The 24363-nt window shown below is 46.1% G+C and carries 22 protein-coding genes and 1 pseudogene; 5 read left to right on the top strand and 18 right to left on the bottom strand.

The window, feature by feature from the left end:
• Positions 1 to 500 precede the first annotated feature (500 nt).
• The gene (locus tag ACI48J_RS13110; protein WP_405083096.1) at positions 501 to 1409 is read right to left on the bottom strand and encodes a LysR family transcriptional regulator; all 909 of its coding nucleotides are present in this window, start codon (positions 1407 to 1409) and stop codon (positions 501 to 503) included.
• Positions 1410 to 1552: 143 nt separating this feature from the next.
• Between ACI48J_RS13110 and ACI48J_RS13105 the strand changes: the two genes are divergently transcribed.
• The gene (locus tag ACI48J_RS13105) at positions 1553 to 2572 is read left to right on the top strand and encodes an alpha/beta fold hydrolase (RefSeq protein WP_405083095.1); all 1020 of its coding nucleotides are present in this window, start codon (positions 1553 to 1555) and stop codon (positions 2570 to 2572) included.
• Positions 2573 to 2771: 199 nt separating this feature from the next.
• Here the strand turns inward: ACI48J_RS13105 and ACI48J_RS13100 are convergent, their stop codons facing one another.
• A complete protein-coding gene (locus ACI48J_RS13100) occupies positions 2772 to 3353 on the bottom strand; it encodes a TetR/AcrR family transcriptional regulator (protein WP_405083094.1) in 582 nt (193 codons plus the stop codon).
• 427 nt (positions 3354 to 3780) lie between these two features.
• Between ACI48J_RS13100 and ACI48J_RS13095 the strand changes: the two genes are divergently transcribed.
• Positions 3781 to 4749: an ABC transporter substrate-binding protein gene (locus ACI48J_RS13095; RefSeq protein WP_405083093.1), complete on the top strand. Its 969-nt coding sequence runs from the start codon at positions 3781 to 3783 to the stop codon at positions 4747 to 4749.
• 162 nt (positions 4750 to 4911) lie between these two features.
• Here ACI48J_RS13095 and ACI48J_RS13090 read toward each other — a convergent pair whose 3' ends face one another.
• Positions 4912 to 6414: a monooxygenase gene (locus tag ACI48J_RS13090; protein ID WP_405083092.1), complete on the bottom strand. Its 1503-nt coding sequence runs from the start codon at positions 6412 to 6414 to the stop codon at positions 4912 to 4914.
• Positions 6415 to 6438: 24 nt separating this feature from the next.
• A complete protein-coding gene (locus tag ACI48J_RS13085) occupies positions 6439 to 6840 on the bottom strand; it encodes a RidA family protein (protein WP_405083091.1) in 402 nt (133 codons plus the stop codon).
• A 297-nt stretch (positions 6841 to 7137) separates the two neighbouring features.
• Between ACI48J_RS13085 and ACI48J_RS13080 the strand changes: the two genes are divergently transcribed.
• The gene (locus ACI48J_RS13080) at positions 7138 to 7614 is read left to right on the top strand and encodes a MarR family transcriptional regulator (protein WP_326053378.1); all 477 of its coding nucleotides are present in this window, start codon (positions 7138 to 7140) and stop codon (positions 7612 to 7614) included.
• 197 nt (positions 7615 to 7811) lie between these two features.
• Here the strand turns inward: ACI48J_RS13080 and ACI48J_RS13075 are convergent, their stop codons facing one another.
• The 8 genes from ACI48J_RS13075 to ACI48J_RS13040 form a co-directional block, all read right to left on the bottom strand.
• On the bottom strand, positions 7812 to 7958 hold the full coding sequence (locus ACI48J_RS13075; RefSeq protein ID WP_405083090.1) for a hypothetical protein: 147 nt from the start codon (positions 7956 to 7958) through the stop codon (positions 7812 to 7814).
• Positions 7959 to 8395: 437 nt separating this feature from the next.
• Positions 8396 to 9058 carry a nitroreductase family protein gene (locus ACI48J_RS13070; protein WP_405083089.1) on the bottom strand — a complete coding sequence of 221 codons (663 nt, stop codon included), beginning with the start codon at positions 9056 to 9058 and terminating at the stop codon, positions 8396 to 8398.
• Positions 9059 to 9191: 133 nt separating this feature from the next.
• Positions 9192 to 9605, bottom strand: a complete 414-nt coding sequence (locus ACI48J_RS13065) for an RrF2 family transcriptional regulator (RefSeq protein ID WP_405083088.1) — start codon at positions 9603 to 9605, stop codon at positions 9192 to 9194.
• 163 nt (positions 9606 to 9768) lie between these two features.
• Complete coding sequence (locus tag ACI48J_RS13060; RefSeq protein ID WP_405083087.1) at positions 9769 to 10680, bottom strand: NAD(P)/FAD-dependent oxidoreductase; 912 nt, start codon at positions 10678 to 10680, stop codon at positions 9769 to 9771.
• A gap of 54 nt (positions 10681 to 10734) precedes the next feature.
• Positions 10735 to 11634, bottom strand: coding sequence for a class I SAM-dependent methyltransferase (locus ACI48J_RS13055; protein WP_405083086.1), 900 nt, complete (start codon positions 11632 to 11634; stop codon positions 10735 to 10737).
• Positions 11635 to 12023: 389 nt separating this feature from the next.
• The gene (locus tag ACI48J_RS13050; protein ID WP_405083085.1) at positions 12024 to 12497 is read right to left on the bottom strand and encodes a DinB family protein; all 474 of its coding nucleotides are present in this window, start codon (positions 12495 to 12497) and stop codon (positions 12024 to 12026) included.
• A 58-nt stretch (positions 12498 to 12555) separates the two neighbouring features.
• Positions 12556 to 13188: a ThuA domain-containing protein gene (locus ACI48J_RS13045; RefSeq protein ID WP_326053366.1), complete on the bottom strand. Its 633-nt coding sequence runs from the start codon at positions 13186 to 13188 to the stop codon at positions 12556 to 12558.
• A gap of 172 nt (positions 13189 to 13360) precedes the next feature.
• On the bottom strand, positions 13361 to 13762 hold the full coding sequence (locus ACI48J_RS13040; protein ID WP_405083084.1) for an Rrf2 family transcriptional regulator: 402 nt from the start codon (positions 13760 to 13762) through the stop codon (positions 13361 to 13363).
• Between the two features lie 124 nt (positions 13763 to 13886).
• On the opposite strand from ACI48J_RS13040, the pseudogene ACI48J_RS13035 reads away from it, so the two are divergent.
• Positions 13887 to 14093, top strand: a pseudogene (locus tag ACI48J_RS13035) (arginase family protein); the annotation flags it as partial.
• Positions 14094 to 14295: 202 nt separating this feature from the next.
• Here the strand turns inward: ACI48J_RS13035 and ACI48J_RS13030 are convergent.
• Both ACI48J_RS13030 and ACI48J_RS13025 read right to left on the bottom strand, forming a co-directional pair.
• A complete protein-coding gene (locus ACI48J_RS13030; protein ID WP_405083083.1) occupies positions 14296 to 15534 on the bottom strand; it encodes a 2,3-bisphosphoglycerate-independent phosphoglycerate mutase in 1239 nt (412 codons plus the stop codon).
• Positions 15535 to 15551: 17 nt separating this feature from the next.
• A complete protein-coding gene (locus ACI48J_RS13025) occupies positions 15552 to 17039 on the bottom strand; it encodes an SLC13 family permease (protein WP_405083082.1) in 1488 nt (495 codons plus the stop codon).
• A gap of 246 nt (positions 17040 to 17285) precedes the next feature.
• Between ACI48J_RS13025 and ACI48J_RS13020 the strand changes: the two genes are divergently transcribed.
• The gene (locus ACI48J_RS13020; RefSeq protein WP_405083081.1) at positions 17286 to 18188 is read left to right on the top strand and encodes a LysR family transcriptional regulator; all 903 of its coding nucleotides are present in this window, start codon (positions 17286 to 17288) and stop codon (positions 18186 to 18188) included.
• 124 nt (positions 18189 to 18312) lie between these two features.
• Here the strand turns inward: ACI48J_RS13020 and ACI48J_RS13015 are convergent, their stop codons facing one another.
• The 4 genes from ACI48J_RS13015 to ACI48J_RS13000 form a co-directional block, all read right to left on the bottom strand.
• Positions 18313 to 21492 (bottom strand): ATP-binding protein, encoded by a 3180-nt coding sequence (locus ACI48J_RS13015; RefSeq protein ID WP_405083080.1) that lies wholly within the window; start codon positions 21490 to 21492, stop codon positions 18313 to 18315.
• Between the two features lie 188 nt (positions 21493 to 21680).
• Positions 21681 to 22688, bottom strand: a complete 1008-nt coding sequence (locus ACI48J_RS13010; RefSeq protein ID WP_405083079.1) for a zinc-binding alcohol dehydrogenase — start codon at positions 22686 to 22688, stop codon at positions 21681 to 21683.
• A gap of 123 nt (positions 22689 to 22811) precedes the next feature.
• A complete protein-coding gene (locus ACI48J_RS13005) occupies positions 22812 to 23645 on the bottom strand; it encodes a helix-turn-helix domain-containing protein (RefSeq protein WP_405083078.1) in 834 nt (277 codons plus the stop codon).
• A gap of 187 nt (positions 23646 to 23832) precedes the next feature.
• Positions 23833 to 24048, bottom strand: coding sequence for a DUF6366 family protein (locus tag ACI48J_RS13000; RefSeq protein ID WP_326053356.1), 216 nt, complete (start codon positions 24046 to 24048; stop codon positions 23833 to 23835).
• Positions 24049 to 24363: the final 315 nt, after the last annotated feature.

Raw genomic sequence — 24363 nt, 5'->3', positions numbered from 1 at the left:
ATTTTGATCAATCTCGTCACCGCATCAATCTTAAACTAGACGGTGGCTGCATGTTTCGCTCCAATCTGAGCCAATCGCAGACGAGCTTAAGAATACAAGTTCTTGTCTTATACGGAAAACGATAGAAGTTCTTGTCTTTGACTTGGGACAAGAACTTCTATCGTTAAAATAAAAAAAGCCGCAACAATGCGACTCCTATACGATATATGTTCTTCTCCTTCGACAATTGTCGCTCTTGCCCGCTCAATCTTAGCCGCAACGCGCCGGACGAGCTGCTGCTTCCGAAGCAGCGACTCATATTGCATCTCTAGGGAAGCATTAAAATCCTTGCCGCCTTGCTCCACATACTCACGATTTATTTACGGCAAGTGCTGTAAGAGGAAATTCTTTTTAGTTTATTTTGGATTTCGGGTAACGATACATGGTTTTGTTCTGCAACAGCTGCGGATCGAGGACAAATAGCGCGCAGGCGAATGGGTGTTTTCTTATCGCTGAGTAGGCTAAACGCTCCTATTCTCCTCCTCTACAGCGAGCACCTCTCTTGCTGCTTCTATGAAAGATATTATGATCGGTGAAAGCCACTTGTCTTTATGCCATAACATCTGTGTATACACGTGCAAGTCCGGAATTTGCCATGGGAGAGCAACAAGCTCACCACGTTCAACTTCGGCTTTCGCTGTAATTTCAGGAAGAAAGGCAATACCGATTCCCGTAATGGCACATTGTTTAATGGCTTCGGCACTTTGAAATTCCAAATACGTAATGCTGTCAATGCCCTCTTTCTCAAAGGATCGATCAAACATGGTCCGATAGGGACAACCCTTTTCATTGGTCAGGAACACTTCTCCGTGAAAATCGTCCAACTGCAGTACAGTTCGTTTCGCGAGCGGATGATCGGGAGCGGCAAAAAAACGGAAAGTTTCTTCCAGCAACGGTTCCACTGCAAGCCCCGTTGAGCGAATGGATTCGTCCAGCATAAAGACGACATCCGCGGTTCCCTCAAAGAGCGTCTGCTTGAGCTCTTGATTGGGAACGGAGCGGAAAATGAGACGTACTCCCGGATAGCGCGAACGAAATAAGTGAAAGACAACGGGAAGCCGATACGCGCAAAGAACCTCGTTGGCACTTATCGTTAGGGTGCCGCTTAGATTTTCATTGTCATGAACGACGCTGCGAGCTTCGTCCAATTTATTTAGAACGCCTTGGATATGAATTAAAAATCGTTTACCCGCCGTTGTGAGAACGAGCTGCTTGCCCAAGCGGTCAAAGAGGCGAACACCAAGCTCATCCTCCAACGCTTTCATTTGCATCGTGACATTTGAGGGGACGTAGTTCAGCACTTCCGCAGCCCGGCTGAAATTTAAAGTTGATGCAACCGTACGGAACGTAATCAGCTGGCGCACTTCCATCCTATTATCCCCCTTCTACTTTCAATATTATTGAATACTGCTTTTAAATTCATTCACTTTTATTGAGAGTATCACGGATCTATACTAGCAACAAGACATACATTTTAACTGTGTGGTTTCATCTTGAAGGGAGCGACAATACGATGGATTATGAGATTTTTGATTTGGGTGACGTAACCTTGCAATCGGGAGTGACGTTACCGAGCGCTTTTCTTGCGTATAAGACCTATGGAACATTGAATGAAAAGAAAGATAACGTCATCGTCTATCCAACTGCTTTTGGCGACCAGCATGTTCAGAATGAATGGCTGATTGGAGACGGCATGGCACTGGATCCGCGAAAATATTTTATCATCGTTCCCAATCTTCTGGGCAACGGATTATCTTCCTCTCCCAGTAACACGCTTGCCCCATTCGACCGGGCTAACTTTCCGCAGGTAACCATCTATGACAACGTTCAATTTCAGCATCGGCTGGTGACCGAAAAATTCGGCATCCAAAAGATCGCACTCGTCGTCGGATGGTCAATGGGAGGCATTCAATCCTTCCAATGGGGGGCAAGTTATCCGGACATGGTGGAACGAATTGCGCCTTTCGCCGGCGTTGCCAAAACTTGGCCCCATACGTATGTGGTCCTGGACGGAATGAAGGCTTCACTTATGGCTGCGGTTCACTTCGATTCAAACCGACTAAACCGCTTGACTGCTGCAGACATGCGTGCCGTTGGACGCGTCTATGCGGGATGGGGCGTGACGCAGGCGTTTTACAGAGAGGAACTTTATCGTGACCTGGGATTTGAATTATTGGAAAATTATGTGACTGGCGTCTGGGAAGACAGCTTTATGAAGATGGACCCGCACAATGTTCTGGCCATGCTATGGACAGGCCAACATGCAGATATCAGTGCAAACCCCGCGTATGACGGTGATTTCGATAAAGCGCTCCAAAGCATTAAAGCGATTGCCTGCATCATGCCAGGGAGCACGGATCTCTTCTGCCCGGCGGACGATAGCGAATACGAGGCTAAGCTTATACCTAATGCTGTTTTTAATCCTATCGAGTCGATCTGGGGCCATTTTGCCGGGCGCGGAATCAACAGTGCCGATAATCAATTTATTGATGATAACTTAAAACGCTTGCTGGCGCTTAATGCGAACGGATAGATCATCATTGGAAACTTCCATGCAACGACATACCCGGTCACGGCAACTATAGTCAATAACCAGGTTCTATACTACGAAAAATTAAAACATATAACACGCAAGAAGGCAGGATGAGGGCACTCCCCGAACCTGCCTTTTTTTAGGTACATGGAATAGGCTGTTGTCATTTGAAAATCGAGCTGGGCTGCTTCGGCTTTCTTCATAAGTACGCCCGGATAGAAGCAGTCAAATCGCTAACCACACTTCCGATTTGTTCCGGTGTGAGATGAAAATCGTTCAGAGTCCATTCGATCAGCATCATATGCACGATGGAGGATAGCGATTTGCCGGCGTACAGCCCATGTGTATGAATCGCTTCCTCACCGTTTCCGCCCGGCTCGTTTCTTCTGCTTGCGAGCAGTTCGTCGAAGTAGTCGCAAATGCTTTTATAAATGAGCTGCCTGATCTTGCGGTCTTTGGTCAAGATACTATGGATTAAGGCGGCAGGAGCATTGCGTTTCCAATTGCGGAACAGCAGGACGAACATCTCTTCGTCGAACGAGGTCTTCATCCCGACGCCTACATCGTGCCACATCCCTTTCATAAATCCGTCCAAATAGTTTAGCAGGATGACGTCCTTGTCCTGAAAATTGCGATAAACGGTTTGCCGTGCAAGCCCGGCCCTCTCCGCGATCTCGGTTATCGATATTTGAGAATACTCTTTTTTTTCCATAAGTTGAAACAAAGCCGTTTGAATCCATTCCTGTGATCGTAGAGCAAGCTTGCCTGACTGCGCATTCAAAGTGTGACACATCCTCTTATCGCGTACATTTCGATCTTATTTACTATATCGGCGCTGCATGAAAAGCTTTACCGTAACGGATACAACTATACCATATGTTACACTTGTGCCATGAATGTTGTTCAAAAAACATCGTGTCACGACCCGCCAAGTAACGTAAATGCGGAAAGAAAGTGATTAAGGAAATGGCTGACCGTTCAAAGTGTGACACATTCTCTTAAGTGTCTATTTTCATTCTCTTTTCCTCGATAAGCATTGCATCCCAAAAAGTTTTATATTAAGGTAGACAAGGATCACACGTGTGACATCTGTAACGTTTCTGTTTTTGGAGAGACGCATCATTCAAATCAAGGGAGTCGTTTGCACCCCCCCTATTGAGAATGATAATCATTTTTACCAATAAGGAAAAACGAAAGGGGTATTATTGTTGGGAAGATCAAAAAAATGGGTGGCGTTGCCTCTCCTCCTCCTCATGTCCTTGCTTGTCGCAGCCTGCGCCAAACCGAACGCACCCCAGCCGCCAGAAGTGACGAGCAGCGAAGCTCCGGTCCGCACGATTAAACATGCGATGGGCGACACGCCCATTACCGGAACGCCGCAGCGCGTCGTCGTGTTGACGAATCAAGGCACCGAATCATTACTGGAACTTGGCATTAAACCACTCGCTGCGGTAAAGTCTTGGATTGGCGAGCCCTGGTTTGATCATATCAAAGATAAGATGGACGGCGTAAAAGTTATCGGAGACGAGTCGCAGCCCAATCTGGAGCTTATTGCCGGCCTGAAACCGGATATTATTTTGGGAACCAAGGTCCGCCACGAAAAAATATATCCGCAGCTTTCCGCTATTGCGCCAACCGTCTTTACCGAAAATCTCGGCGATAGCATGGTTGAAAACTTCGAGCTGTATGCGATGGCGCTAAACAAAGAAGCGGAAGGAAAAGCGGCTCTGGATAGCTACAACAAGGCCATTGAGCAAACGAAGGCGGCTCTCGGTGATAAAACGAAAATGCGTGTTTCGCTGGCCCGATTCCAGCCCGGAAAAGTGCGCGTTTACTACAAAAACAATTTTGCCGGCGTCGTCCTTGAACAGCTGGGATTTGCCCGCCCGGAAGCTCAAAACAAAGATAAGTTCACTGCCGATCTTACAACCGAACAAATAAACGAGCTTGACGGCGATGTGTTCTTCTATTTCACTTCCGACCGCAACGGTGAAACCGATGCCTCCAAAACGGCGGACGAATGGCTGAAAAGCCCTCTCGGACAAAATCTGAACGTTGTAAAAAAACAACGGGCTTTCAATGTCAATGAAGCGATATGGAATACATCGGGCGGCATCATCGCGGCCAAGCTGCTGGTTGAGGACATTAAAGACCGGATCGAGAAGCTGAGCTTGTAGAATCCGTGCTTTCACCGTCATCGAGAAGAATTAATAAATAGCTTCCGCCTTGTGTAATAGGCGGAAGCTATTTTGTTTAGAACCGGGAAGCAAGCAGCCGTGGATCAAAATGCGTAGGGTCGATTCATCGATCCGCTACGACATGCGGTAACTTCACCAACCCTATTCCGTAACGTTTCCGCACCAACGGGCAATCCCCTCCTTTATCGTTTGTCCTGAATTTGGATTTGAGCGGGGTATCGCCCAGGCAATATGCCCATCCGGCCTGATGAGTGCCGAGTGGACATCGTTCCAATCGTCGTCGGTTACGTCTAACGATGCAGACACAATTTGAAGGTTACGATAATCTTCCCAATTCTCTTCATTCTGTTCATTACAATTAAGCTGCAAGAGAAGAAAAGTACCTTTATGCAGGAGCTGGTACACGCTAACCTGTTGTTCGTTTTTTAGCCTTAGCGTGATGTCCTTAGAGCGTTTCCCGTTTAGCGGATGGGGCGGTGCTTCGGCGTCCGGCGCATAGTGCACATCAATTGCGGCAATCTGAGCCGCGATTTGATAATTAGCCTCCGGTATGCTGAGAAGCTTGGACAACATGCCTCGCATTTCCATGATCGGAGGTGTCGTGTCCAAAAGCAAGGTCTGGACCTCGGTATTCCGAAGCAAGGCCGTATTCCATGGGAAGCGTTCCGTATGATAACTGTCCAGCAGCCAGTCCGGGGCCCAACCCTTAATGGCGCCGGCAAGTTTCCAGCCTAAATTCATCGCTTCTTGAAGACCCACATTCATTCCTTGTCCGCCAGCCGGAAAATGAATGTGCGCAGCGTCTCCCGCCAAGAACAATCGGTTATTCCGGTAGCGGTCTGCTTGCCGTGTCGCATTACCGAACCGGGATAGCCATCTTGCCTCGGTTAATCCAAAGTCACTTCCTGCGGTGCGGATTAGCGACGCACGAAATTCTTCATACGTCACGGGTTCGTTCTTAGACACATGGGAACGTTCCGGATCAATGATCAAAACCCGATAAAGGTGTTCATTGATCGGCATGATACTGGCTAAACCTTTTTCAGAAATTCGGGATACAACGCTCATTGAAGGCAGCTCGGACAGAACGGCATCGCCCAGAATAGCGGTGAAGGTCGCATCGGTACCTTCAAAAGAAATACCGGCTTGTTTGCGAACCAAGCTTCTGGCCCCGTCGGTTCCGACCACATAAGCAGCTCTTAACGCCGTCTCTCCGTCAGGTCCTGCAATTTGAACATCGACCCCCTCCTCATCCTGATGTACAGATAGTGCCTCAACCTCTCTTCGGATCTCAGCGCCCAGGCCAAGAGCCCATTCCTCGAGCACTTTCTCCGTCTCACTTTGCGGTAGAAAGAGCGTATAGTTGGAGGTCGAATCCAACACCGAAAAATTCAATGGAGTGTCCAGTCCCGCGAAGTGCCCTCTCGGCAGCGGGCGCCCTGTACTCATCAGCTTCGATTTCACGCCCCGCATATCCAATATTTCGAGTGTCCGTGGATGCACGGTAAGCGCGCGGGAGAAAGGAGTCGTTTCTTTTAACCGTTCCACAATGCAAACCTTTATGCCGGCCAATGCCAATTCTCCTGCCAACATCATGCCGACGGGCCCGCCGCCGATTAGAATGACTTCATATGCATGTTCCATACGTATAACCTCTTTTCTTAACTATTATGGGAAGGTAACGATAGCGTCTACTTCGATGAGCCAAGCAGGATCGGCTAGTGATTGAACGCCTATATATGTACTTGCTGTCTTCGGCCAGTTAGATCCAAATACCTGAAGCCCGGCGTCAAAAATGACCGAGACCAATTCCGGCCTGTGGTTGACTACAAAAATGTTCATTTTTGCCATGTGCAGCGGATCCGCTCCTGCAGCGTCCAACGCATACTTGAGATTGATGAACGCTTGAATCGCTTGTGTACGATAGTCCCCGGAACCCATTAATTTTCCTGTTTCATCCACCGCCACTTGTCCTGAGATGAAGGCTAGCTTTGAGGCCGTAGTCACAACGACATGGGAAATGACAGACGTGACTTTATCCGTCAACGTCTTTGGATTCAACAGTTCCATAACATGAGCACTCCTTCTTCCCTAACGAATGGCTGTTCAAAAGCAAAGGTACGTAAATTTACTCCGGGTCGCATCTTCATAAAAACCTCCGATCCTAATTATAGTTTCGTTCGAATAAAAGAAAATCAGCTAAAGCAAACGGATTATTACACTTAAAAATATAATATCGTTTCATAAGAAACAATATTATTGTACCCACCGCTTTTCTTTCTGTCAACCTGCAAGAGTATATTGTTTCACAGGAAATAATTTGTGATATAATAAACAAACTAAATAAAACGAGGAGCCAGCAAAATCATGGATGCAATCAAGACAAACAAAGCCGCAATTCATGAATGTTTTATTCAGATTCTTCAGCAAAAAGAGCAGTACGAATCCCGGATAACCGGATCTTATCTCGAGGACATTCGAAAAATCGTAGGTGCGGAATTCAGCTTGAACATGACGGAACTGCACACCATAGCATGCATCGGAGAACAGGAGCCGATTAACGTTACATCCATCGCGGCAATGCTAAATTTAAGCAAGGGGAACACTTCTAAGGTCACCAATAAATTATTGAAGGCTGGGTGGGTTCGAAAAGCCCAGCTTAACGACAATAAGAAAGAAGTGTATTTTCGGCTAACGCCGGTCGGAAAGAAGCTGTTTGCACTTCATGACGAGCTCCATGCCAAGGAAGCGCAGAGAATGAACGAATTTTTGGGGAAATACACCGAGGCCGAGCTCGAATTTACCAAGCGGCTGTTTGGCGATCTGGTTGACTTCTATCGCTAGAACGATGACGGAAGTGCTGAGCACCCCCTACCAAAGTTAACGCGGAATCAGAACTTAAACTTAGGATACGGTTCGGCTTAACGGGGGCCCATTAGCGAAATAATGCGAAAGGAGCTGCCTTAGCAGCCCCTTCGTTATTTCATAAACCTATTTTTAAGCCATCCTTTGCGGGATGGCCTTTCTTTTTGATCCACACCTTAATAGATTGAAATGTCCGTGCCATAAAGGTGAAGACGGAGGCGTTTTGCAATAGACTGGGAAGGATAATTATCCCATGATGTACTGTACAAAGGGATCCTTCCGGATCGTCGTATCGCTTGAGCCCATGAGGACGTTACTCGCATCGCGTATCCTTTACCCTTTCCCTGTTCAATTTAACTATCATCAAAGATCACTCGCCCTCACCATAATCTGTTATCTTTCCAAAACAGTTTAAGCGGTCCATTTTTACATTTCAACCCAGGATCCAAGAACGATGCCCTCTTATTAGAAACGTTTGGCAACTTCTGTTGCATGAGCAATGGCTTTTTCTTTAATAGCTGGAGCTTCTCTAAGGATGCCGTTCCTGCAACAAAAATAGCCTCGGTAGATTGAATCCCATAGAACTGTAAAACCGTAGTAAGATAGCTGTATCGGCAGCCACGTATTGATCAACAATCTCCCCAAGACGAGTTTCCGAGTCACAACATATAACGAAAATGATTACAGGGCATCGTCGGCCAAACAAAAAGACACCGGGGACCCGTTGGATCCTCTGGCGCCTTTTCGTTCTGAATATTTTTTATGCCTGGGGTATTTCGTTGTAGAAAGTGACATCCTCAATCGGCAATCTTAACGTCGGATGTCCCGGCTTCGCTGCCTTACCGATGGCGATAAGCATTACAGGAGCGTACCGTTCTGAAATATTGAATGCTTCCACGAACTTGGCCTCGTCATAGCCAGCCATCGGGACCGTATCGTAGCCTTTGGCGCGGGCTACAAGCATGAGCTGCATGGATACCAATCCGCCGTCAATGGAAACAATTCGGCGAATAGCCTCCGGAGGCATGCTCTGAAAGATTCCTTGATAGCGTTCCACGAACGATTTAGCCGTCTCTGCAGGCATGTGACCCGCATCAACTGCCATTCCGTAAATTTTTTCGGCCAATTTATAGCTCTCCATATCTCCTAACACCGCAATGATGGCCGATGCCTCGATCACTTGCTGCTGATTATACGCGATCGGAAGAAGCTTTTGCTTCAACTCCGGCGACTCGATAACGAGGAACCTCCACGGCTGCAAATTGGCGCTTGAAGGAGCCAGCGTCGCTTGCTGCAAGATTTCGTTTATTTCCTCCCGTGAAATCTTGACTTCGGGATCATAGCTGCGGACGGACCGGCGATCCTTAATAACATTGAAAAACTGCTGCTGCTCAATCGTTAGAGATGGTTGTGAAACGGACATAATTCTCTCCTCCTCAAAAATTACTGTGTCCATTCTAGGCACAGTATATCTTAAATAAAAATGCAGCCAACGACCAACTGCAATCCATTTTATTACAGTATATACTGTTCCGGCTCACATTGCAATCCGGAAATTATCCTTCCATTAATTCGGCTAACGTATGCTTCTTGAGCAGTTCGACAGTCTGCTGCTGTACTTTTCCCATAATCGCTTCGAGCTTCGCATCGATGTGGAGACCCGTGGCGCAATCGGGTTCAACCCCCTGTTCACAGCAATCCGATTTGACGGCCATAAATATATCCGCCAGTGTAATTTGATCCGGACGGCGCTTTAAATAGTAGCCTCCGCCACGCCCTTCTCTCGCTTCGACAATACCGGTGTGAGTGAGCTGAGCCAATACTCTGCGGAGGAAGGTAGCATGCGATTGTACACAGCCGGCTATGGCCGCGCTGGAAAGCATTCCTTCGCATTGGGCGAGCAGAATCAAAGCATGCACGGCAACGCCGAAACGCGGCGGACCGATTTGGATCCCCCTGTTAGATGTCATAACAATCCCTCCTGTACCCCGGAAACGTATGTCCACATAGGATAGGTAACATTATATGAAAATACAGTAGTTTCATAGATTCGTCAACGGTGGGCACATTTGTGCCTCTAAAAAACAGCAGCTCTGGACAAAATCCAGAGCTGCCCGCCGATGGTTGGATCATTTATCGCGTTTTCTTCCATGCTTCCTGATTTAATTCTCCATTTATTGCTGCCCCAGCTGCAGCGCCCGATGCGGCTGCCGCAATGGATTGATGCATGAGTGAAGACGCGTCACCCGCTGCATAAACGCCGGGGACACTGGATTTTCCGAATTCGTCGACTTCAATCATCCCCGTATCCGATGTGCGGCAGCCAAGGGATTGCGGCAAATCCGTTCCCGGAACCAGTTCCGACTTGAAGAAGATTCCCGTACACGGAATTTCTGTCCCATCCTCAAGCACTACATGGTTCACCCTACCCTCACTGGACATAATGGCACGAATCGGCGTATCGAATAGCGGAATACCATGATCCCGCAATTCATCGCGTTCAGCCTCGTTCAATTCATCGGGGCCATTCGTGCAAACGACAAACCGCTTCGTCCACCCCGACAACAAGGGAGCGAAATGCATGAGTGCCGCTCCTCTGCTAATGACAACCAGCGGCTCATCCCTTAATTCCCAACCATCGCAATAGGGGCAAACAAACGCACTCTTCCCGTAGACCTCGTCCAATCCCGGAATCTCGAGCTTGCGATCCTTCATGCCTGCGGCAAACAGCAGTTTTTTGCTGGCGATCTTCATCCCTGTGGCCGTCTCCAGCAAGAAGGTTCCGTCCTCACCCGAGATCGACACAACGGTATCCTCCGCCTGGGAAACCGTAGGATAGACGCGCAGCTGCTCCTGCGCAATACGTCGGAATTCACTCGGACTGATTCCGTCCCGCGTCAAAAAACCGTGCGCCTCCCGGGTCACACTATTGCGGGGGCGTCCCTCGTCAATGATAATCGTCTGCTTCCTTGCGCGCCCCAACATAAGCCCGGCGCTCAAACCTGCAGGACCTCCCCCGATAATCGCTACATCCACTTTGTTCATGATTGTTTAGTCCTCCTCGTTGTTGTGCTATTCGATAGTTATGGCGACTGCAGGCTAGATACGGTCTTCTCTGTCGTACATATGCTGATTTTCCAGACGAACAAGCACTTTGCCGAACCGGCCGCCTTGCCGGATTTCCACTCCTTCGCCGGGATAGCGCGTGTCCAAATGACGGGAGACAATATGACGAACTCTATCGTCCGTCTCGATGCCGTACATGTTCAGCCAAGTGATCGTATCATTGAATGCCGTCTCCTTGGAGACTTTCGTTGTTTTCATTTCTTGGGTTACCAACGATTGATAAGAGTATCCCTTTAGCAGCAGTAATTGGGTCAGGTATATCATCTCCAAATGCTCGGTCTCCCGGGGGCGATCCGTTACAAGCGGCCATACCTCGTCGACCAGGCTGTGCTTCCTGGAACCTACCGACAAGCTCATGTAGCAGAACGCTTTCGCGCAGCTCAGCACCTTCTCCACACTGGCCCAATCGATCAGAACCGGACACATGGAGACAAAGACGAGATCAAAGGCTCGCTCCCATCCCCTTGTCTTAAGATCGATATTTTCGAAAGGCTCGTGCACCATCTTGACCGTTCCATTCGCTAAGCCCGCACTATTTTGCTCCAGGAGCTCGATCAGCGGACGGGAAGTTTCTACCGCCGTAACATCCGCTCCCCGCTCCGCGAAAGGTACGGAAAAGCCGCCCGATGCCGCACCTATATCCAGAACGGAAGATCCCGAAAATTCAACGCCCTGGTCCTCTAACCAGTTCATAATCCGCCTGGCCCTTCGCCTGCCTTCTTCGCTGAACACCTCCTTATTGAACGACTTGGCCGCTGAATCAAGTGAATGCGCCGGATCGATGCCAGCCCTCTTCATCTTGTTTACTCCCGTATACGGATCTTCCTTCCAGGCTTTTTCCCATACCGCCGAATCAAATAGTTCGTTTCTCATCGTATTTATCACCCTTTTTTCACATAATAAACGCTTGAAATTGAGTAGAGAACAACTTGTTGTTTGTGATTCATCGGAAAACAACCTGACAACATGGCCATTAGACCTCAGATCAACCGGAATCATTCGTGACCACTATGAAAAATTTGCAGCACAGCCTTCGAGCCCTTCTCTTGGAGAGCGGAAGTCAATCGACGCAAACTTGGTATCACGGCATCGGTCTGCTGCAATTTCGCCGCGGAATCCTTTACCGCTAGCTGTCGCCACTGCTTGCATACTCACCACTCGCCCAGTTAAAATTCATTATATAGATTTTAAAGATACTAGATATCTTTAATTACTTTAAAAAAAAGTTATGTACCTAATATTCAGTTCCCGGTTCAATGAAATCACTTAGGTTTAGCGAGGTTCATTTTCGGCGGGATATACCCGAGCTGCCTGCCCATTTTTAAAATTTGTCCTCTATGATGAAATTCGTGGGTGATGGTGTGCGTGAATAGCCATAATTCGGTTAACTCAACGCTGTCACTCTGCCAGGGTGCTTGAACGGTAAGGTCCCATTTGTTTTTAAATTCACTCAAAAATTCATGAACCAGCGCATCCGTTTTCTTAAAAACTTCACGCATTTCCTGTACATTGTCGAAGGATTCCGGTTTTATTTTGGGAAGTGATTTACCAAGGGCGCGACTCCCCAACCATACCCGATAACAATCGGCTACATGAGCATGCAGACTGCGAATAGAATCTCCGCCTAAGGTTTCAATTTCTTTAACATAATCCGTTGGGGAAAACGTTTCGCAATAACGAAATAATGATTCCCTTGTGCGTTGGATCCATTCATACTGGCTTTTAAGTACGTCCATCTACTCGCTCCCCTTGTGATAGTATGGGTCAAACGGGGGATTTCTCCCCCTGGTTAAACTACTCTACTAACCTCCCCGCAGCCCACATTCCGCTATTTCGAATCAGCTTGCGTACGGACTCTACCTGGAAAGACGGAAGATGATGCCCCGGCATCAGATATACCACGCGTCCAGAGCCATAGGTATGTGCCCACGCTGCAGGCCACCGCTGGCTATCATGGACATATTCGGCAAGTATAACCGCCGATTCATGCGGACTCAGCTCGAACCGGAAAGGTTCTTCATCTATCGTAAAATCGCTTAAACTCTCCACAATAGGGTGACTCCCATGATTATATCGAATTGGCAGTGACGTATATTCCGGATGTCCCGTAACCCTGCCGCCGATTAACTTTTCTAGCTCTTCGCTTTGCTGCAGAGAGATACCGTTGTGAATAACTAGTAGCCCCCCGCCGTTTTTCACATAGGATAGGAGCGCTTGTACCTGATCTTCGGGGATCTCCAGATCCGAAAAGTCCGTGTACGATATGAACAGATCATAGCCCTTCAGTTTATCCTCCTGAAGCACGGCGTAATCATCCGTACATTCAACGTCCATAGCATGTTCAAATATGGATTGTAATTCGTGATCGATATTCGTGAAAGGATGATATTTCGCTCCCTCGTATTGTCCGAGCGCAATGGCTTTCATATTCATAGTCTCCTCTCTTTCCCATTTACCAGGGTTATCATATTTCCCTAATTTCATTTGAGTCGATAGCCGCGCCATTCACCCCCTTATCGATTCAAGCATGCCAATTCTAAATCAATATTATAGATAATAAAGATAATTATTATCTATAATAGGCTTAAAAAAAGAAATCTTATATGACTATGTTCAATTCCCGCACAAGATCAGACATTTTCTGATTTCTCAACTGTTCTTCCATCTTCTCTTCTGCCGATAATACCACCTTTTGAATCGGGCATCCTGATCCATGTTCGAAACTGCAATCGAACAAAGAGGCCGAGCCTTCAATCGCATGAATGATATCCAGGAACGAAATATTTTCCCAATTTCGCTTGAGTCGGTAGCCGCCGTTCACCCCCGTTATCGATTCAATCATGCCCGCCTTCACCAACTTGGTCAGTATTTTGGACAAATAGGTTGGAGACACACTTTGCCGCTCCGCCAACTGCTGTACACCTATTGGTTTTTGGGGAGTCGCGGCAGTAAGAAAGAGCATCGTATGGAGGGCATAATCGGTCGCCTTGGAGTACTTCATTCCTAATCACCTCAATCACAGACTTAACAAGTCTATAATAACTATTATGCTTCATTGCGTCAAGCTTCAGCAACTGAAGGTTTGTTTCGATCGGTTCCCTGGCACTATTCATCCTGTCCAACCAGCATTTCGTTCTTTATTATTCGCCAACCCTGAAGCACCTTATGAATTTTCTGCTGCCGGAATCATGCCAATGTCCGGGCTCCTTAATCTGATTAAAGAGCTGTCTGAAGAAACAGATGTAGTTGGATTAGGGATAACGGAGCATATACCGTGGGATTCTATCAACTTGAAGAAACTGCTTGGAGAAATACCTATTTTAAATATGTAAAGTCATTATAAAGCAGAAAGATCTCCTCCTTCACAGCAACATGAGTATAACGTGAGGTACTCGTTCTCTTTCTAGGTCTCATGCCTAGGATCGTACGCGATTCCAACTGATAATAAAAAGAGAGGCCGGGAAAATTCCCTGCCTCTCTTGGATAACGATTACGTTTTTTTAAGATAGACTTAGCTATGTGATTGTGAAATAGCTAATTCCCCAGCTTTTTCACTCGGCCCATAAGCCCGTGGAGCGTTCGGACAAATTCATTTCCGGTTAAATGTCCTAACCCTCCATAAGCACAATCAATTTCATTGTACCGCCAGTTCCGGTCTCTTCGAATGCTAGGTCCGGAGATCAGAACCGGGACGGGGTCGCCGGTATGTTCTCTTACCTCACAAGGCGTCGAGTGATCGGCAGCCAATGCGAGATAGGTGTTTTCAGGCAGTCCCTGAGCGATAAGTCCCACCATTTTATCAAACTGCTCGATCGCTTTTGCTTTTTCAAGCGGTTCATTATCGTGACCGTTCAGGTCAGGCGCCTTGAAATGTACCAAAACCATATCACTGTGGGTGATTTCTTCGATCGCCAGTTTAGCTTTCAGCTCAATATTCGTATCGATATTTCCTGTCAACCTGCTATCCGTGATGGCTTTAAAGCCGGCCAGCCGTGCAACGCCGAGAACCGTACTTTCTCCCGCAATGCAGCTTCCCTTTATGTTTAGTTCATCCGTGACCGGCTCAAGACGAGCCATCTTCCCGGCTCCCCTGGTAAGAAGAAAATTAGCGGGCAGTTTGCCCTGTTCGATACGTTTTGCATTGACCGGGTGATCCGATAAGATGGCATGAAATTCAGAAAGAAGCTTATTCAGGACCAATGCCGTTCTCTTGGACTCCTCGGAATCGTCCAGCGGCCGTACCTCTTGATAGGGACTGCCGTCGTTCGGCGCTTTAGGGTCCGAATCACTGATATTTTCGCTCAAACCGGCTCCCCTCAGGATAAGTACAGCCCGATGTTCCGTTGCCGGTTTAAAATACACCTTTACCCCTTGAAGCTCCATACCGTCGATCGCATCCGCGATTTCATCCGTTCCCTGCCGTATTCGTCCCGCTCTGCGATCGACAACGATTCCGTTGTCGTCTACCGTGGCAAAATTGCACCGAAGCACGACATCTCCCTCTTGAACATCCATTCCGATTCCCAGAGCTTCGATCGGCCCCCGTCCTGGATAATGATGCGGCTGGTAGCCGAATAAAATCATATGCCCCATATCCGTCCCGACGGGAATGCCCGAACCGATCAAATCCATCATGCCTGAAATGCCCATCAAAGCCAGCTTGTCCAAATGAGGCGTCTTCGCGAATTCCAACGGCGTTTCATGATTAAGCAATGGGTGGGGGCGGTCTCCTACCCCGTCGGCAATGGCTAAAATAACTTTTCTCTGCAGCATGGCAGCCTCCTAAAGTTCTAGATTCCGATTACTTTAAACCAAGTGAAAATGGCCAAACTGATTACGCAAGCACCGATAAAGCATGTCACGACCGCATATTTCACTTGATCCAATACGGTAAAATAGCCTGTCCCGAAATAGATGGTATTCACCTTGGAATGCGGCGGAAGCGTAATGGTGTACGTCATGGTCATGGCTGCGGCTAAAGCTAGCGGGACAGGGTCCATTCCGAGCGATTTGGCCAGTGCGATGAATGCCGGTATCAATATCGTGACTCGTACGGTTTTGCTTGTAAAGATAAGATGGCTGTACATGCTGAGGAACACCACCACGATATAAACGAGAGCATGGTTCATCTGCTCTAAGCCCAGCGCTCCCACGACCTTGCCGATCATCCATTCTGCGCCTTTCGATTTATCCAGCGCATTACCGACCGCGTAGGCACCTGCCGCGAAAATCATCAGCTCCCATTTGATGTTGGTCTCTTTCCATGTGAGCAAACCGACTCGGGGCAAGAGACACAGGAGCGCAGAGAGCACGGCCGTTTGTTCCGTACTGATCTCAAAACCAAACCAAGCCTTGTGGTAGTCACCGGTTGCCCAAAGAATGACCGTGAAAATAAAGATCGCCACAGCTTTCTTTTCATCCAGGGAGAACGAACCCAGCTTCCTTAACTCATCCTTAAGCGTATCCATTGCGTTAGCGAAATTGTTTTCATCCTTGAATGAAAACAGCTTTAATCCGACGAAGAATGTGATGAGCATCGTAACGATCGCAGTGGGCATAGAGGCGAGAAGCCAATCCATATAGCCGATGTGGCCCCCTGCCTGATCATTAATGAATCCGACTGCGATAATGTTTCCCGAAGTAGCCGTCATGACACCCGATGTCGCAATCGCATCCGCTTGAATCCCTTGAAGCATCATCGTCTTTCCAAGGTTGCTTTGACCCGGTATCGCTTTGTAGACATCCAACAATATTAGGCAAATTGGCACCATAAGTGTAGCTCTAGCCGTAGTGGAAGGAACGAAGAAGGCGAGAATGAAATTGATGACAATCAATAAGAATAACGTCGTTTTCGGCGTCTTACCGAACTTTGTGACCATCCATAGCGATAATCTCCTGCCCAAATTCGACTTGATCATGGCAGCGGTGAGAATAAACGCGGAGACCATCAGCCAGATAACGTCATACCCTAATGTTTCGAACGCGACCGATTGATCCTTAACAGCCCCCATTAGAGGAAGCAGTAAAATGGCAATAATGGATGTCAAATAAATAGGAATCGGGGTAGTAATCCAAAGAATGAGTGCTCCGGTAAATATGGCGATCGAACTTTGGGCTTGCGCGCTCATGCCTTCAGGCGTCGGCATATAGAAAAGCAGTAATACGACCGTTAAGGCCAGGGGGATCCCCCACTTCTTCATGCTTGCTTCCATCTTACTTTTTTTCTTGATCGGCGGTTGTTTGTCATCACTTTCTAAGTTCCCTTTGATCTCGGACATCTTGTGCCCTCCCCGTCTAATGATAACGCTTACATAATGGGTAAAATTTTTCCTTCAATCAGTTCGATTTTATTCTTGTAATCATCTCATCTTGTTATCATTCCGGATTCATTGAATCCCCATCCTTTTATTTATTTTCGTTTGCATTTTTAGTATAGTAACGTTAATTGTATCAATCAATTTGATTATCTTTGATAAACAATAACAAATCATTATAATACCAATTGCTTGAAAGGTGAACTGTCCATGAATTTCAGCAAACTGCAAACGTTCCTCACTCTATCCGAGTGCTTGAACTTTACGGAAGCGGCCGAATTGCTCTATTGCTCCCAACCGTCCGTAAGCATGCAAATTCAAAGCATGGAGGCGGAGTTGGGGGTTTTACTTTTTGACCGGATCGGCAAAAGGCTTTACCTGAGCAAACAAGGCGAGGAGTTCAAGCCTTATGCGGAACAAATGATCAACCTGCTGCATTCAGCTAAAGAGCATATCAGGCAGTTGGAAGAATTATCCTATGGAACCTTGTCGTTCGGCGCGAGCAATTTTGTGGGTGTCTATCTGCTCCCCATGATCCTGCGCCATTATTCCAAAACGTTTCCAAACATTAAAATCAACATGAGCATTACTTCTTCCAGCCATCTTATTCACATGTTGGAATCTAATAAAGTTGAATTTCTTGTTCTGTCTGATCGGGTTCTGATGGATGAATCCCGTTTTGAAAGGAAAACTTTTTACGAGGACGAGCTTGTCCTTATTGTCAACCCTCTTCACCCGCTTGCCGCAAAGCCGATATGCACCCTACAGGACTTGGCTAACGAAACGTTCATTATCAAACCTGACAAATCGGCCACGCGAAGTTACTTGGAGGGAAAGTTTGAGGAATTGGGGTTTACTCCACCCAAATATCTGGAGATCAGCAACCTGGAAGGAATTAAACAAGCGGTCATTCATGAGCTTGGCGTATCGATTGTTTCTAATTTTGCCATTCAACAAGAAGTCAAAAACGGATTAATCGTCAAAATACCCGTAAAAGGGGCTGCCTTCACCAGGGGGATCTGTTATGTCTATCATCGTCAAAAACATCTTTCTCCTGCGGCCAAACAACTTGTTTCATTATTGGATCAATTCTATGACGTAAATTCCAACTAATGGGCGCAGCACACGAAGTGCGATAGCAGTCTTTGGCTTGTTCTTCCGGCTCTGCTCGATTGGGTTCGCAAGGTATGAAAATGACCGGGCAAGCAACAGCCTACCCGGTTCATCCGCTTTATTGCTATGTGTGATACCCTTCACTTAACGGGTCTATCGTATCCGCTCTACTCGACCTGTTACGCACACGAAAAGTTACCTTTGTCCCTGTATCTACCATACTTTGGATATCGAGTCCTGTTCCAAAGTGCCGTTTTAATCGCTGATCCGTATTAATTAAACCGACTCCCGAACTGCTGCCCGCTTTTCTTTCCAGTATTCTTTGTACTTGATCTTTGTCCATTCCAATCCCATCGTCTTCTACGGTTATCTCTGCATGCGTATCATAGACAGAAACCCGGATCACAATCTTCCCTCCGCGGGGGCGCTGCATAACTCCATGTCTTATCGCATTTTCAACGAGAGGCTGGATCGTAAGAAACGGGATTTCTAATTCCGCATAGTCATCTATCTCCCAAATGATCTGCAGCCTTTCCTCGAAACGGATCTTTTCGATATATAAGTAAGAGCGCACTAGACTTAGCTCCTCTTCAATCGGAACAAGTCCATTCGGATTTTCGAATTTAAATTTATTTCTCAAAAAATGGCTGAGCTCATGGAGCAGATTGCTCATCTTATCCAAATTAATGTCTCTTAAAGCTATGACAGAATTTAGCGCATTGAATAAAAAATGAGGCTGAATTTGCGCTTGGAGCCATGCAGCTTCTAATTGCAATTGTTCACGCACGGCTTGTTTAATCGTGGTTAGAGCCTCGATCCGTGACTTTATTTCTATGGCCTCTACCGGCTTCGTCACATAATCGTTCGCTCCCGCCAAAAATCCGCTCTGAATATCTTGCGGTTGACTTCTTGCGGTAAGGAGCAGAATAGGAAGTTCGGTGAGTGTATATCGCTCACGAATGATCCGTGTCAGCTCATAACCGGACATCTGCGGCATCATAATATCTGAGATGACCAGATCCCATTCCTTGGTGCCCAGTACGGCTAACGCTTCTTTACCGCTCGTTACCATCGTCACCTCATATTCTTCCGGCGGCAGAATGGTTTCAAGCACCTGAAGGTTGACAGGATCATCATCAACAATTAATAGGTGCGGACGATCGCGATGCACGTCTAATAAAATGGCTGGTTTCACAGCCGGCGGGATATCCGCCTTCTCTCCGTTTATCGAGACATTTTCTTGAATCGGCATGGATCGTAACGGTATCGGTTCAAGTGAACTCGTCCTATCATTCTCTTCCTCCGCCACCAAGTCTGCCAGCTTTAATGAAAATTTAAATTCTGAGCCTTCTCCTGCAGCAGAGGAAACAACTAACGTACCTCCATGAAGCTCGACCAGCTGCTTGCTTATACTCAAACCTAACCCGAAGCCGCCTTCAACCATGGTCTCATTCGTGCTGGCTTGCTCATACGGTCGGAATAGGCGCTTAAGCATATTCTCATCCATTCCGATTCCGGTATCCGCAATAACGATATAGGCTTGTCCCTCTTCCACATAAGCTCGAATCGAAATGACTCCATCATTCGTATATTTCACTGCATTATGAAGCAAATTGAAAATAATTTGAGTAACCCGGTTCTCATCCGCATGCACGGGAGGAAAATCTTCAGGAATTTGATTTACAATTTGCAGAGACTTCACTTCTGCATTTAATTGCAGCATATCAAGCACGCCGGTCACAATCGGCTGAATAGATAGGACTCTTTTCTGAATACGCGGATTACCTTCTCGTAAACTCATCACATCAATCAAATCATTGATGGTCAATGTCACTCGACGTCCTACGGATAAAATCGTTTCAAGCTCTTTGATACTCCTTTCCTGCAGCAAATGCCCTTCCCGTTTTAAAACGGATTGGGACATATTAAGCATGCTGTGCAGCGGATTTTTAAATTCATGCGAAGTATTTGCAAGAAATTGATCTTTATGATCATTCATCCTTTGCAAGGTTGTCGCAAGCTCTTTCGTGTTCGCATGCATGTTAAAATAATCTTTAAACCATACAGCGGCTAAACAACCCATCGAAATAATCATATCAAACGGATAGTAGACCAGACTAAAACCAACTTCACGCCAGATCAGCAGCCAAATAAAATGATGAATCAGCACAAGGAATGAAACAAGCAGTAAAAGATTCCCCTTTGTATCCTTCATTACTTTTTTTGTAAACGTAATCATCGTGATAACTACAGCAATACCACTGAGCAGGTAATAAACGGGGAAGAGCATCGTCACCTGATAAGGAACCAAAAACAGCGTAATGCCGCCAGTCCCCAAAACCATTGCCCTATATACCGGATATATCCTGCTCCAATAAGGAAGTTCGCGATGATTCGTGCACCCCAATAATGCATAAACTCCAATCATTAAAACCGCATTAGTCAACCGGAAATCCCAAACAGTGCCAATATAAACGATTTGATGGAATAACTTCTCATCACTACTTAATACACTTGTGAGCATGATCGAAAATGTCAGCAATGAAAAATAAAGCAGCTTTTTTTCCCTATTTCCCAGTAAAAATAAAATAAGCGAATAGACAGAATGCATAAGAAATATAACGGATGCCAAAAGCTGCATAGAAATGGAGACCTTGATTTCCTTTGCAATGGCTTCTTCTGAACCGAATTTAATGGATCGAACAATGCCGCTGCTTCGGCTATCCACATAATTGGCCGCCTGAATCACGAGTTCGATTCCGCCGTTTTTGTCTGCCGTAAAGGTTGTGGAATAAGGCAGATTCTTCGCCGTATAGTCATGTTCCGATTCCGCCACCCGTCCGGATTTTGCAAGCAATCGGCCATTTACGTATAATTCCGATGAAGTTCGTACGCTGGGTACACGAATACTATAATTCAGGTCCTTCTCCGGATTTACATATATTCGCAAGCGATAAGAACCGAATCCGTATGGAGTTGACTTCTCGGCGTGCAAAGCTTCATTCCATCTGCCCGGAACCTGAATAAGCTTTGGCTGACTCTCGCCAAATTTTTGCGGCTGCCTGCCATCCATCAGCCGTTGTGAGGGATAAAACTCCCATTCCCCATCGAGTAAAACAACCTTCCCATCTTCTGCATTCCAATTGCGCAGATCGAGTTGCCCGTTTTTAATGGGCTCATGCTTTTGATCACGAAACATTTCCATCCACAATACGCGCGAACCGGATAAAATAATGACTAACAAGCCTAGCACTATTAGCATATAGCTTTTCTTTTTTTGATCGTTCGATGAATGATTCGCCAAGAAATAGACCGCTCCTATTCGGTTTCTTCTAAAACATTGCACTTACTCACAATTTACTTAATGCCATGAATTTCCTTGTGTCTATTATACAGCCATACTTCCTTAGCAAACTTTAGTTTTTTGAATCGAAACAAAAAAGAATGAGCCAAAAGTCCTTAGCCCATTCCTTTATGAATTTGTTTCCTTACTTAGCTTTGCTCCTTTAAATTCGTCCAATCAAAAAGAACCCCCATGGCCGAGCTGCGGTTTTGCACCAGTGAATCATAGACCTGAGCGGCCTCTAGCGGGGAATAACGATGAGTAATCAATGGGGCTACATTCATTCTTCCTTGCCTAATATAGCTCAAATACAGATCCGCCATATCGGGATGATTCCACCCTTTATAATTCATGGTTCCATGAATACCCAGAATGGCAATAGAGTTGGAGACCACATTGCTTCCCATTCCCTGAGCAGTAGGAGTAGCGGTATCTCCGAGTAAAATAACGCGTCCGAAATTGTTAACGAGCTGTGTGGCTTGGGCCAATACAGCCGGATGACCCGTAATATCGAAGACAACGTCAAGCATTCTCCCATTAGTCTTCTTTGAAATTTCCCCCTTAGCTTTCGCTGCATCCATAGCTATCCGATGGATACCCGCCTTTTCGGGAACAAGTCGGATTCGGCTTTCCGCCGGGTCCATGGCATATATCTCTTTGGCCCCGGACAGATAGAGATATTGGGTAACCAATTGTCCGAGGAGACCAAGTCCGATCACGCCGACCGTTTCTCCGAGAAATAACTCGGCTCTCCTTACCCCGAGCTGCGTTGTTTTGGCAAGACTGATCCATACGCCTTCCTCCGAGCTGACCTCATCGGGAAGCACAGTTACATGGATGGCTTCTGTCTTAAAATATTGAGTGTGTGGTCCATCAACAAATACGCGATCACCTTTGTGAATGGCCCGGATATCCTCACCGACTTCAAGTACTTCAGCGACCATGGAATAGCCGGGGTAAAACGGATACTTAACCCAGCTGGCCCAGTTTGTATCCTTGTCGAACACGCCTCTAAGACATTGAAGCTCCGTCCCTGTACTAATGAGCGAAGTGATAGCCGCGCATAAAATTTCTGTCTTTCCGAGTTTGGAATCGAATGATTCCTTGCGAATCTCTACCTTTTGTTTTTCCGGGAAAACGATACTCAATGTTTCCATCGTAATTCCTCCTCCGAAGGGATGATTTGCCCTTGTGATTAGCTTAGATGGATCGGATTAGGAAAAGAAGAGCATGGTTTTGCAGAATTTTAACACTTATACAGGTCGAAAATGGGAGGATTGTTAGACGTTTTTATTAAACAAACCCTTGTATTGACTAGGGGAAATACCTGTGTACTTCTTGAAAAGACGGGTAAAGGTTTGGATATCGTTAAAACCGAGGCTGGCGCTAATTTCCGTCATGTTCATTTCCCGCATTTTTAAAAGCGATTTGGCTTTTTCAATTTTGATTTCCCGATGCAGCAGGATGGGAGATTTGCCGAACAATTCTTTGAAACGGTTACTGACGTAGGTTGGATTCATATGTAATTCCTTGGCGAGTTCCGATAACGAAAAGGAAGCCTCCGGCTGGGATACGATCTTCAGTAAAATGGATAAAAAGCTGTGAGATTGCTGTCTCCTATCGGCGACGTGCACATTTTCAAAAGCATTGTCTACTAATAAATACAGTAATTCCAGCGATTTGGCTTTTTGCAAAATGATATTGGATATGTAACCTTCTTGTGTCCTGGAGAGCATAAATTCATCAAATACAGCTTCGAATTTTTTGTTATTTTTCAGCGGATAAATGTAGGGGATTTGTAGAAGCGGCAGAACATCAACCGCATTCTGAATCTTATAAGTGAAATTCCACCATAGAAACTCTGTCTCTTCATCAGTATCTTTATATTGATCATATTCCAGATGGGGAGGGATAAAGATTACGGTTCCCGGATCAATGTCATAGATTTGGTTATGAACTCTGAGTTTGGCTGATCCTTTTCTTATATAAGTCATCATATAAAATTCTTTAATTATGTTCTTTCTATAGTTCATCTCCATACGATGATGGATATCGAACGTCAAAATTTTCAACTCGGCTGTTTCCAGCAGAGATGAAAGGATGTCATCCTTCATAATAAGCACCTCCTTTTTACGGAAAATGTTTTAATTCCTTCCCTAATTTAGGGACATTAATAGTTAATGATATTAATAATGATAAGGATTGTGGCACCATAAATCGTTTCGTCTTTATCCGGTTCATAGAAAAACAAGACCACCACTTTAATGGGAAGGTCTTGTTTTTTCTTTGGAGCAACTGATCTTACTTTAAGAGTATTGATGCAACCACAACACCTATTATGATGACAAGAATTAGGATTCCAGTGCTTTTCCAACCTAAACCACCTGTTAAATCAGCAAGGTTTCCAGTTTCAGCCCGATTAAACGCATCGCTCATATTTCCGGTCGGATTTCTTTTTAACTCTTCGTGCCTTAGTCTTTCTCTTCTTCTTTCAGGAGTTTCTTTCTCTTTACTCATTCCTAACACCCCCATTTTCACTAATTCTATCATAGGGTATTGACAAATTTTCCCTTTTCAAAAATAATCTTTTAGAAAAACTGCCTAAAACAAAAAAAGCCGCAAAGATGCGACTTAATAGATTAAAAACCTAATCGCCGGGCAGTTGATACTTCGCCAGCCACTTACATCACATTGGCCATATTCATTATTGCCCACAGCGACACCTAACATATTTTCGCTTAAAGCCGAATTAACTTCCATGCAATCGTGCTTGCTGAGCAATTCTGAGACCGCCTGTTCCGGCGCCTATAATGAGGACTTTCAAGGGGGTTG

The sequence above is a fragment of the Paenibacillus chitinolyticus genome, from assembly GCF_045038035.1.
In the GTDB taxonomy this organism is placed as follows: domain Bacteria; phylum Bacillota; class Bacilli; order Paenibacillales; family NBRC-103111; genus Paenibacillus_F; species Paenibacillus_F chitinolyticus_A.
This window is presented reverse-complemented; position numbering and strand designations above follow the sequence as displayed.

Bases quoted from the DNA above. Each gene is read 5' to 3' on its own strand.
- ACI48J_RS13110 (WP_405083096.1), bottom strand. From the start codon at position 1,409: ATGGAAGTGCGCCAGCTGATTACGTTCCGTACGGTTGCATCAACTTTA.
- ACI48J_RS13105 (WP_405083095.1), top strand. From the start codon at position 1,553: ATGGATTATGAGATTTTTGATTTGGGTGACGTAACCTTGCAATCGGGA.
- ACI48J_RS13090 (WP_405083092.1), bottom strand. From the start codon at position 6,414: ATGGAACATGCATATGAAGTCATTCTAATCGGCGGCGGGCCCGTCGGC.
- ACI48J_RS13085 (WP_405083091.1), bottom strand. From the start codon at position 6,840: ATGGAACTGTTGAATCCAAAGACGTTGACGGATAAAGTCACGTCTGTC.
- ACI48J_RS13080 (WP_326053378.1), top strand. From the start codon at position 7,138: ATGGATGCAATCAAGACAAACAAAGCCGCAATTCATGAATGTTTTATT.
- ACI48J_RS13075 (WP_405083090.1), bottom strand. From the start codon at position 7,958: ATGCGAGTAACGTCCTCATGGGCTCAAGCGATACGACGATCCGGAAGG.
- ACI48J_RS13070 (WP_405083089.1), bottom strand. From the start codon at position 9,058: ATGTCCGTTTCACAACCATCTCTAACGATTGAGCAGCAGCAGTTTTTC.
- ACI48J_RS13065 (WP_405083088.1), bottom strand. From the start codon at position 9,605: ATGACATCTAACAGGGGGATCCAAATCGGTCCGCCGCGTTTCGGCGTT.
- ACI48J_RS13060 (WP_405083087.1), bottom strand. From the start codon at position 10,680: ATGAACAAAGTGGATGTAGCGATTATCGGGGGAGGTCCTGCAGGTTTG.
- ACI48J_RS13055 (WP_405083086.1), bottom strand. From the start codon at position 11,634: ATGAGAAACGAACTATTTGATTCGGCGGTATGGGAAAAAGCCTGGAAG.
- ACI48J_RS13050 (WP_405083085.1), bottom strand. From the start codon at position 12,497: ATGGACGTACTTAAAAGCCAGTATGAATGGATCCAACGCACAAGGGAA.
- ACI48J_RS13045 (WP_326053366.1), bottom strand. From the start codon at position 13,188: ATGAAAGCCATTGCGCTCGGACAATACGAGGGAGCGAAATATCATCCT.
- ACI48J_RS13040 (WP_405083084.1), bottom strand. From the start codon at position 13,762: ATGAAGTACTCCAAGGCGACCGATTATGCCCTCCATACGATGCTCTTT.
- ACI48J_RS13030 (WP_405083083.1), bottom strand. From the start codon at position 15,534: ATGCTGCAGAGAAAAGTTATTTTAGCCATTGCCGACGGGGTAGGAGAC.
- ACI48J_RS13025 (WP_405083082.1), bottom strand. From the start codon at position 17,039: ATGTCCGAGATCAAAGGGAACTTAGAAAGTGATGACAAACAACCGCCG.
- ACI48J_RS13020 (WP_405083081.1), top strand. From the start codon at position 17,286: ATGAATTTCAGCAAACTGCAAACGTTCCTCACTCTATCCGAGTGCTTG.
- ACI48J_RS13010 (WP_405083079.1), bottom strand. From the start codon at position 22,688: ATGGAAACATTGAGTATCGTTTTCCCGGAAAAACAAAAGGTAGAGATT.
- ACI48J_RS13005 (WP_405083078.1), bottom strand. From the start codon at position 23,645: ATGAAGGATGACATCCTTTCATCTCTGCTGGAAACAGCCGAGTTGAAA.
- ACI48J_RS13000 (WP_326053356.1), bottom strand. From the start codon at position 24,048: ATGAGTAAAGAGAAAGAAACTCCTGAAAGAAGAAGAGAAAGACTAAGG.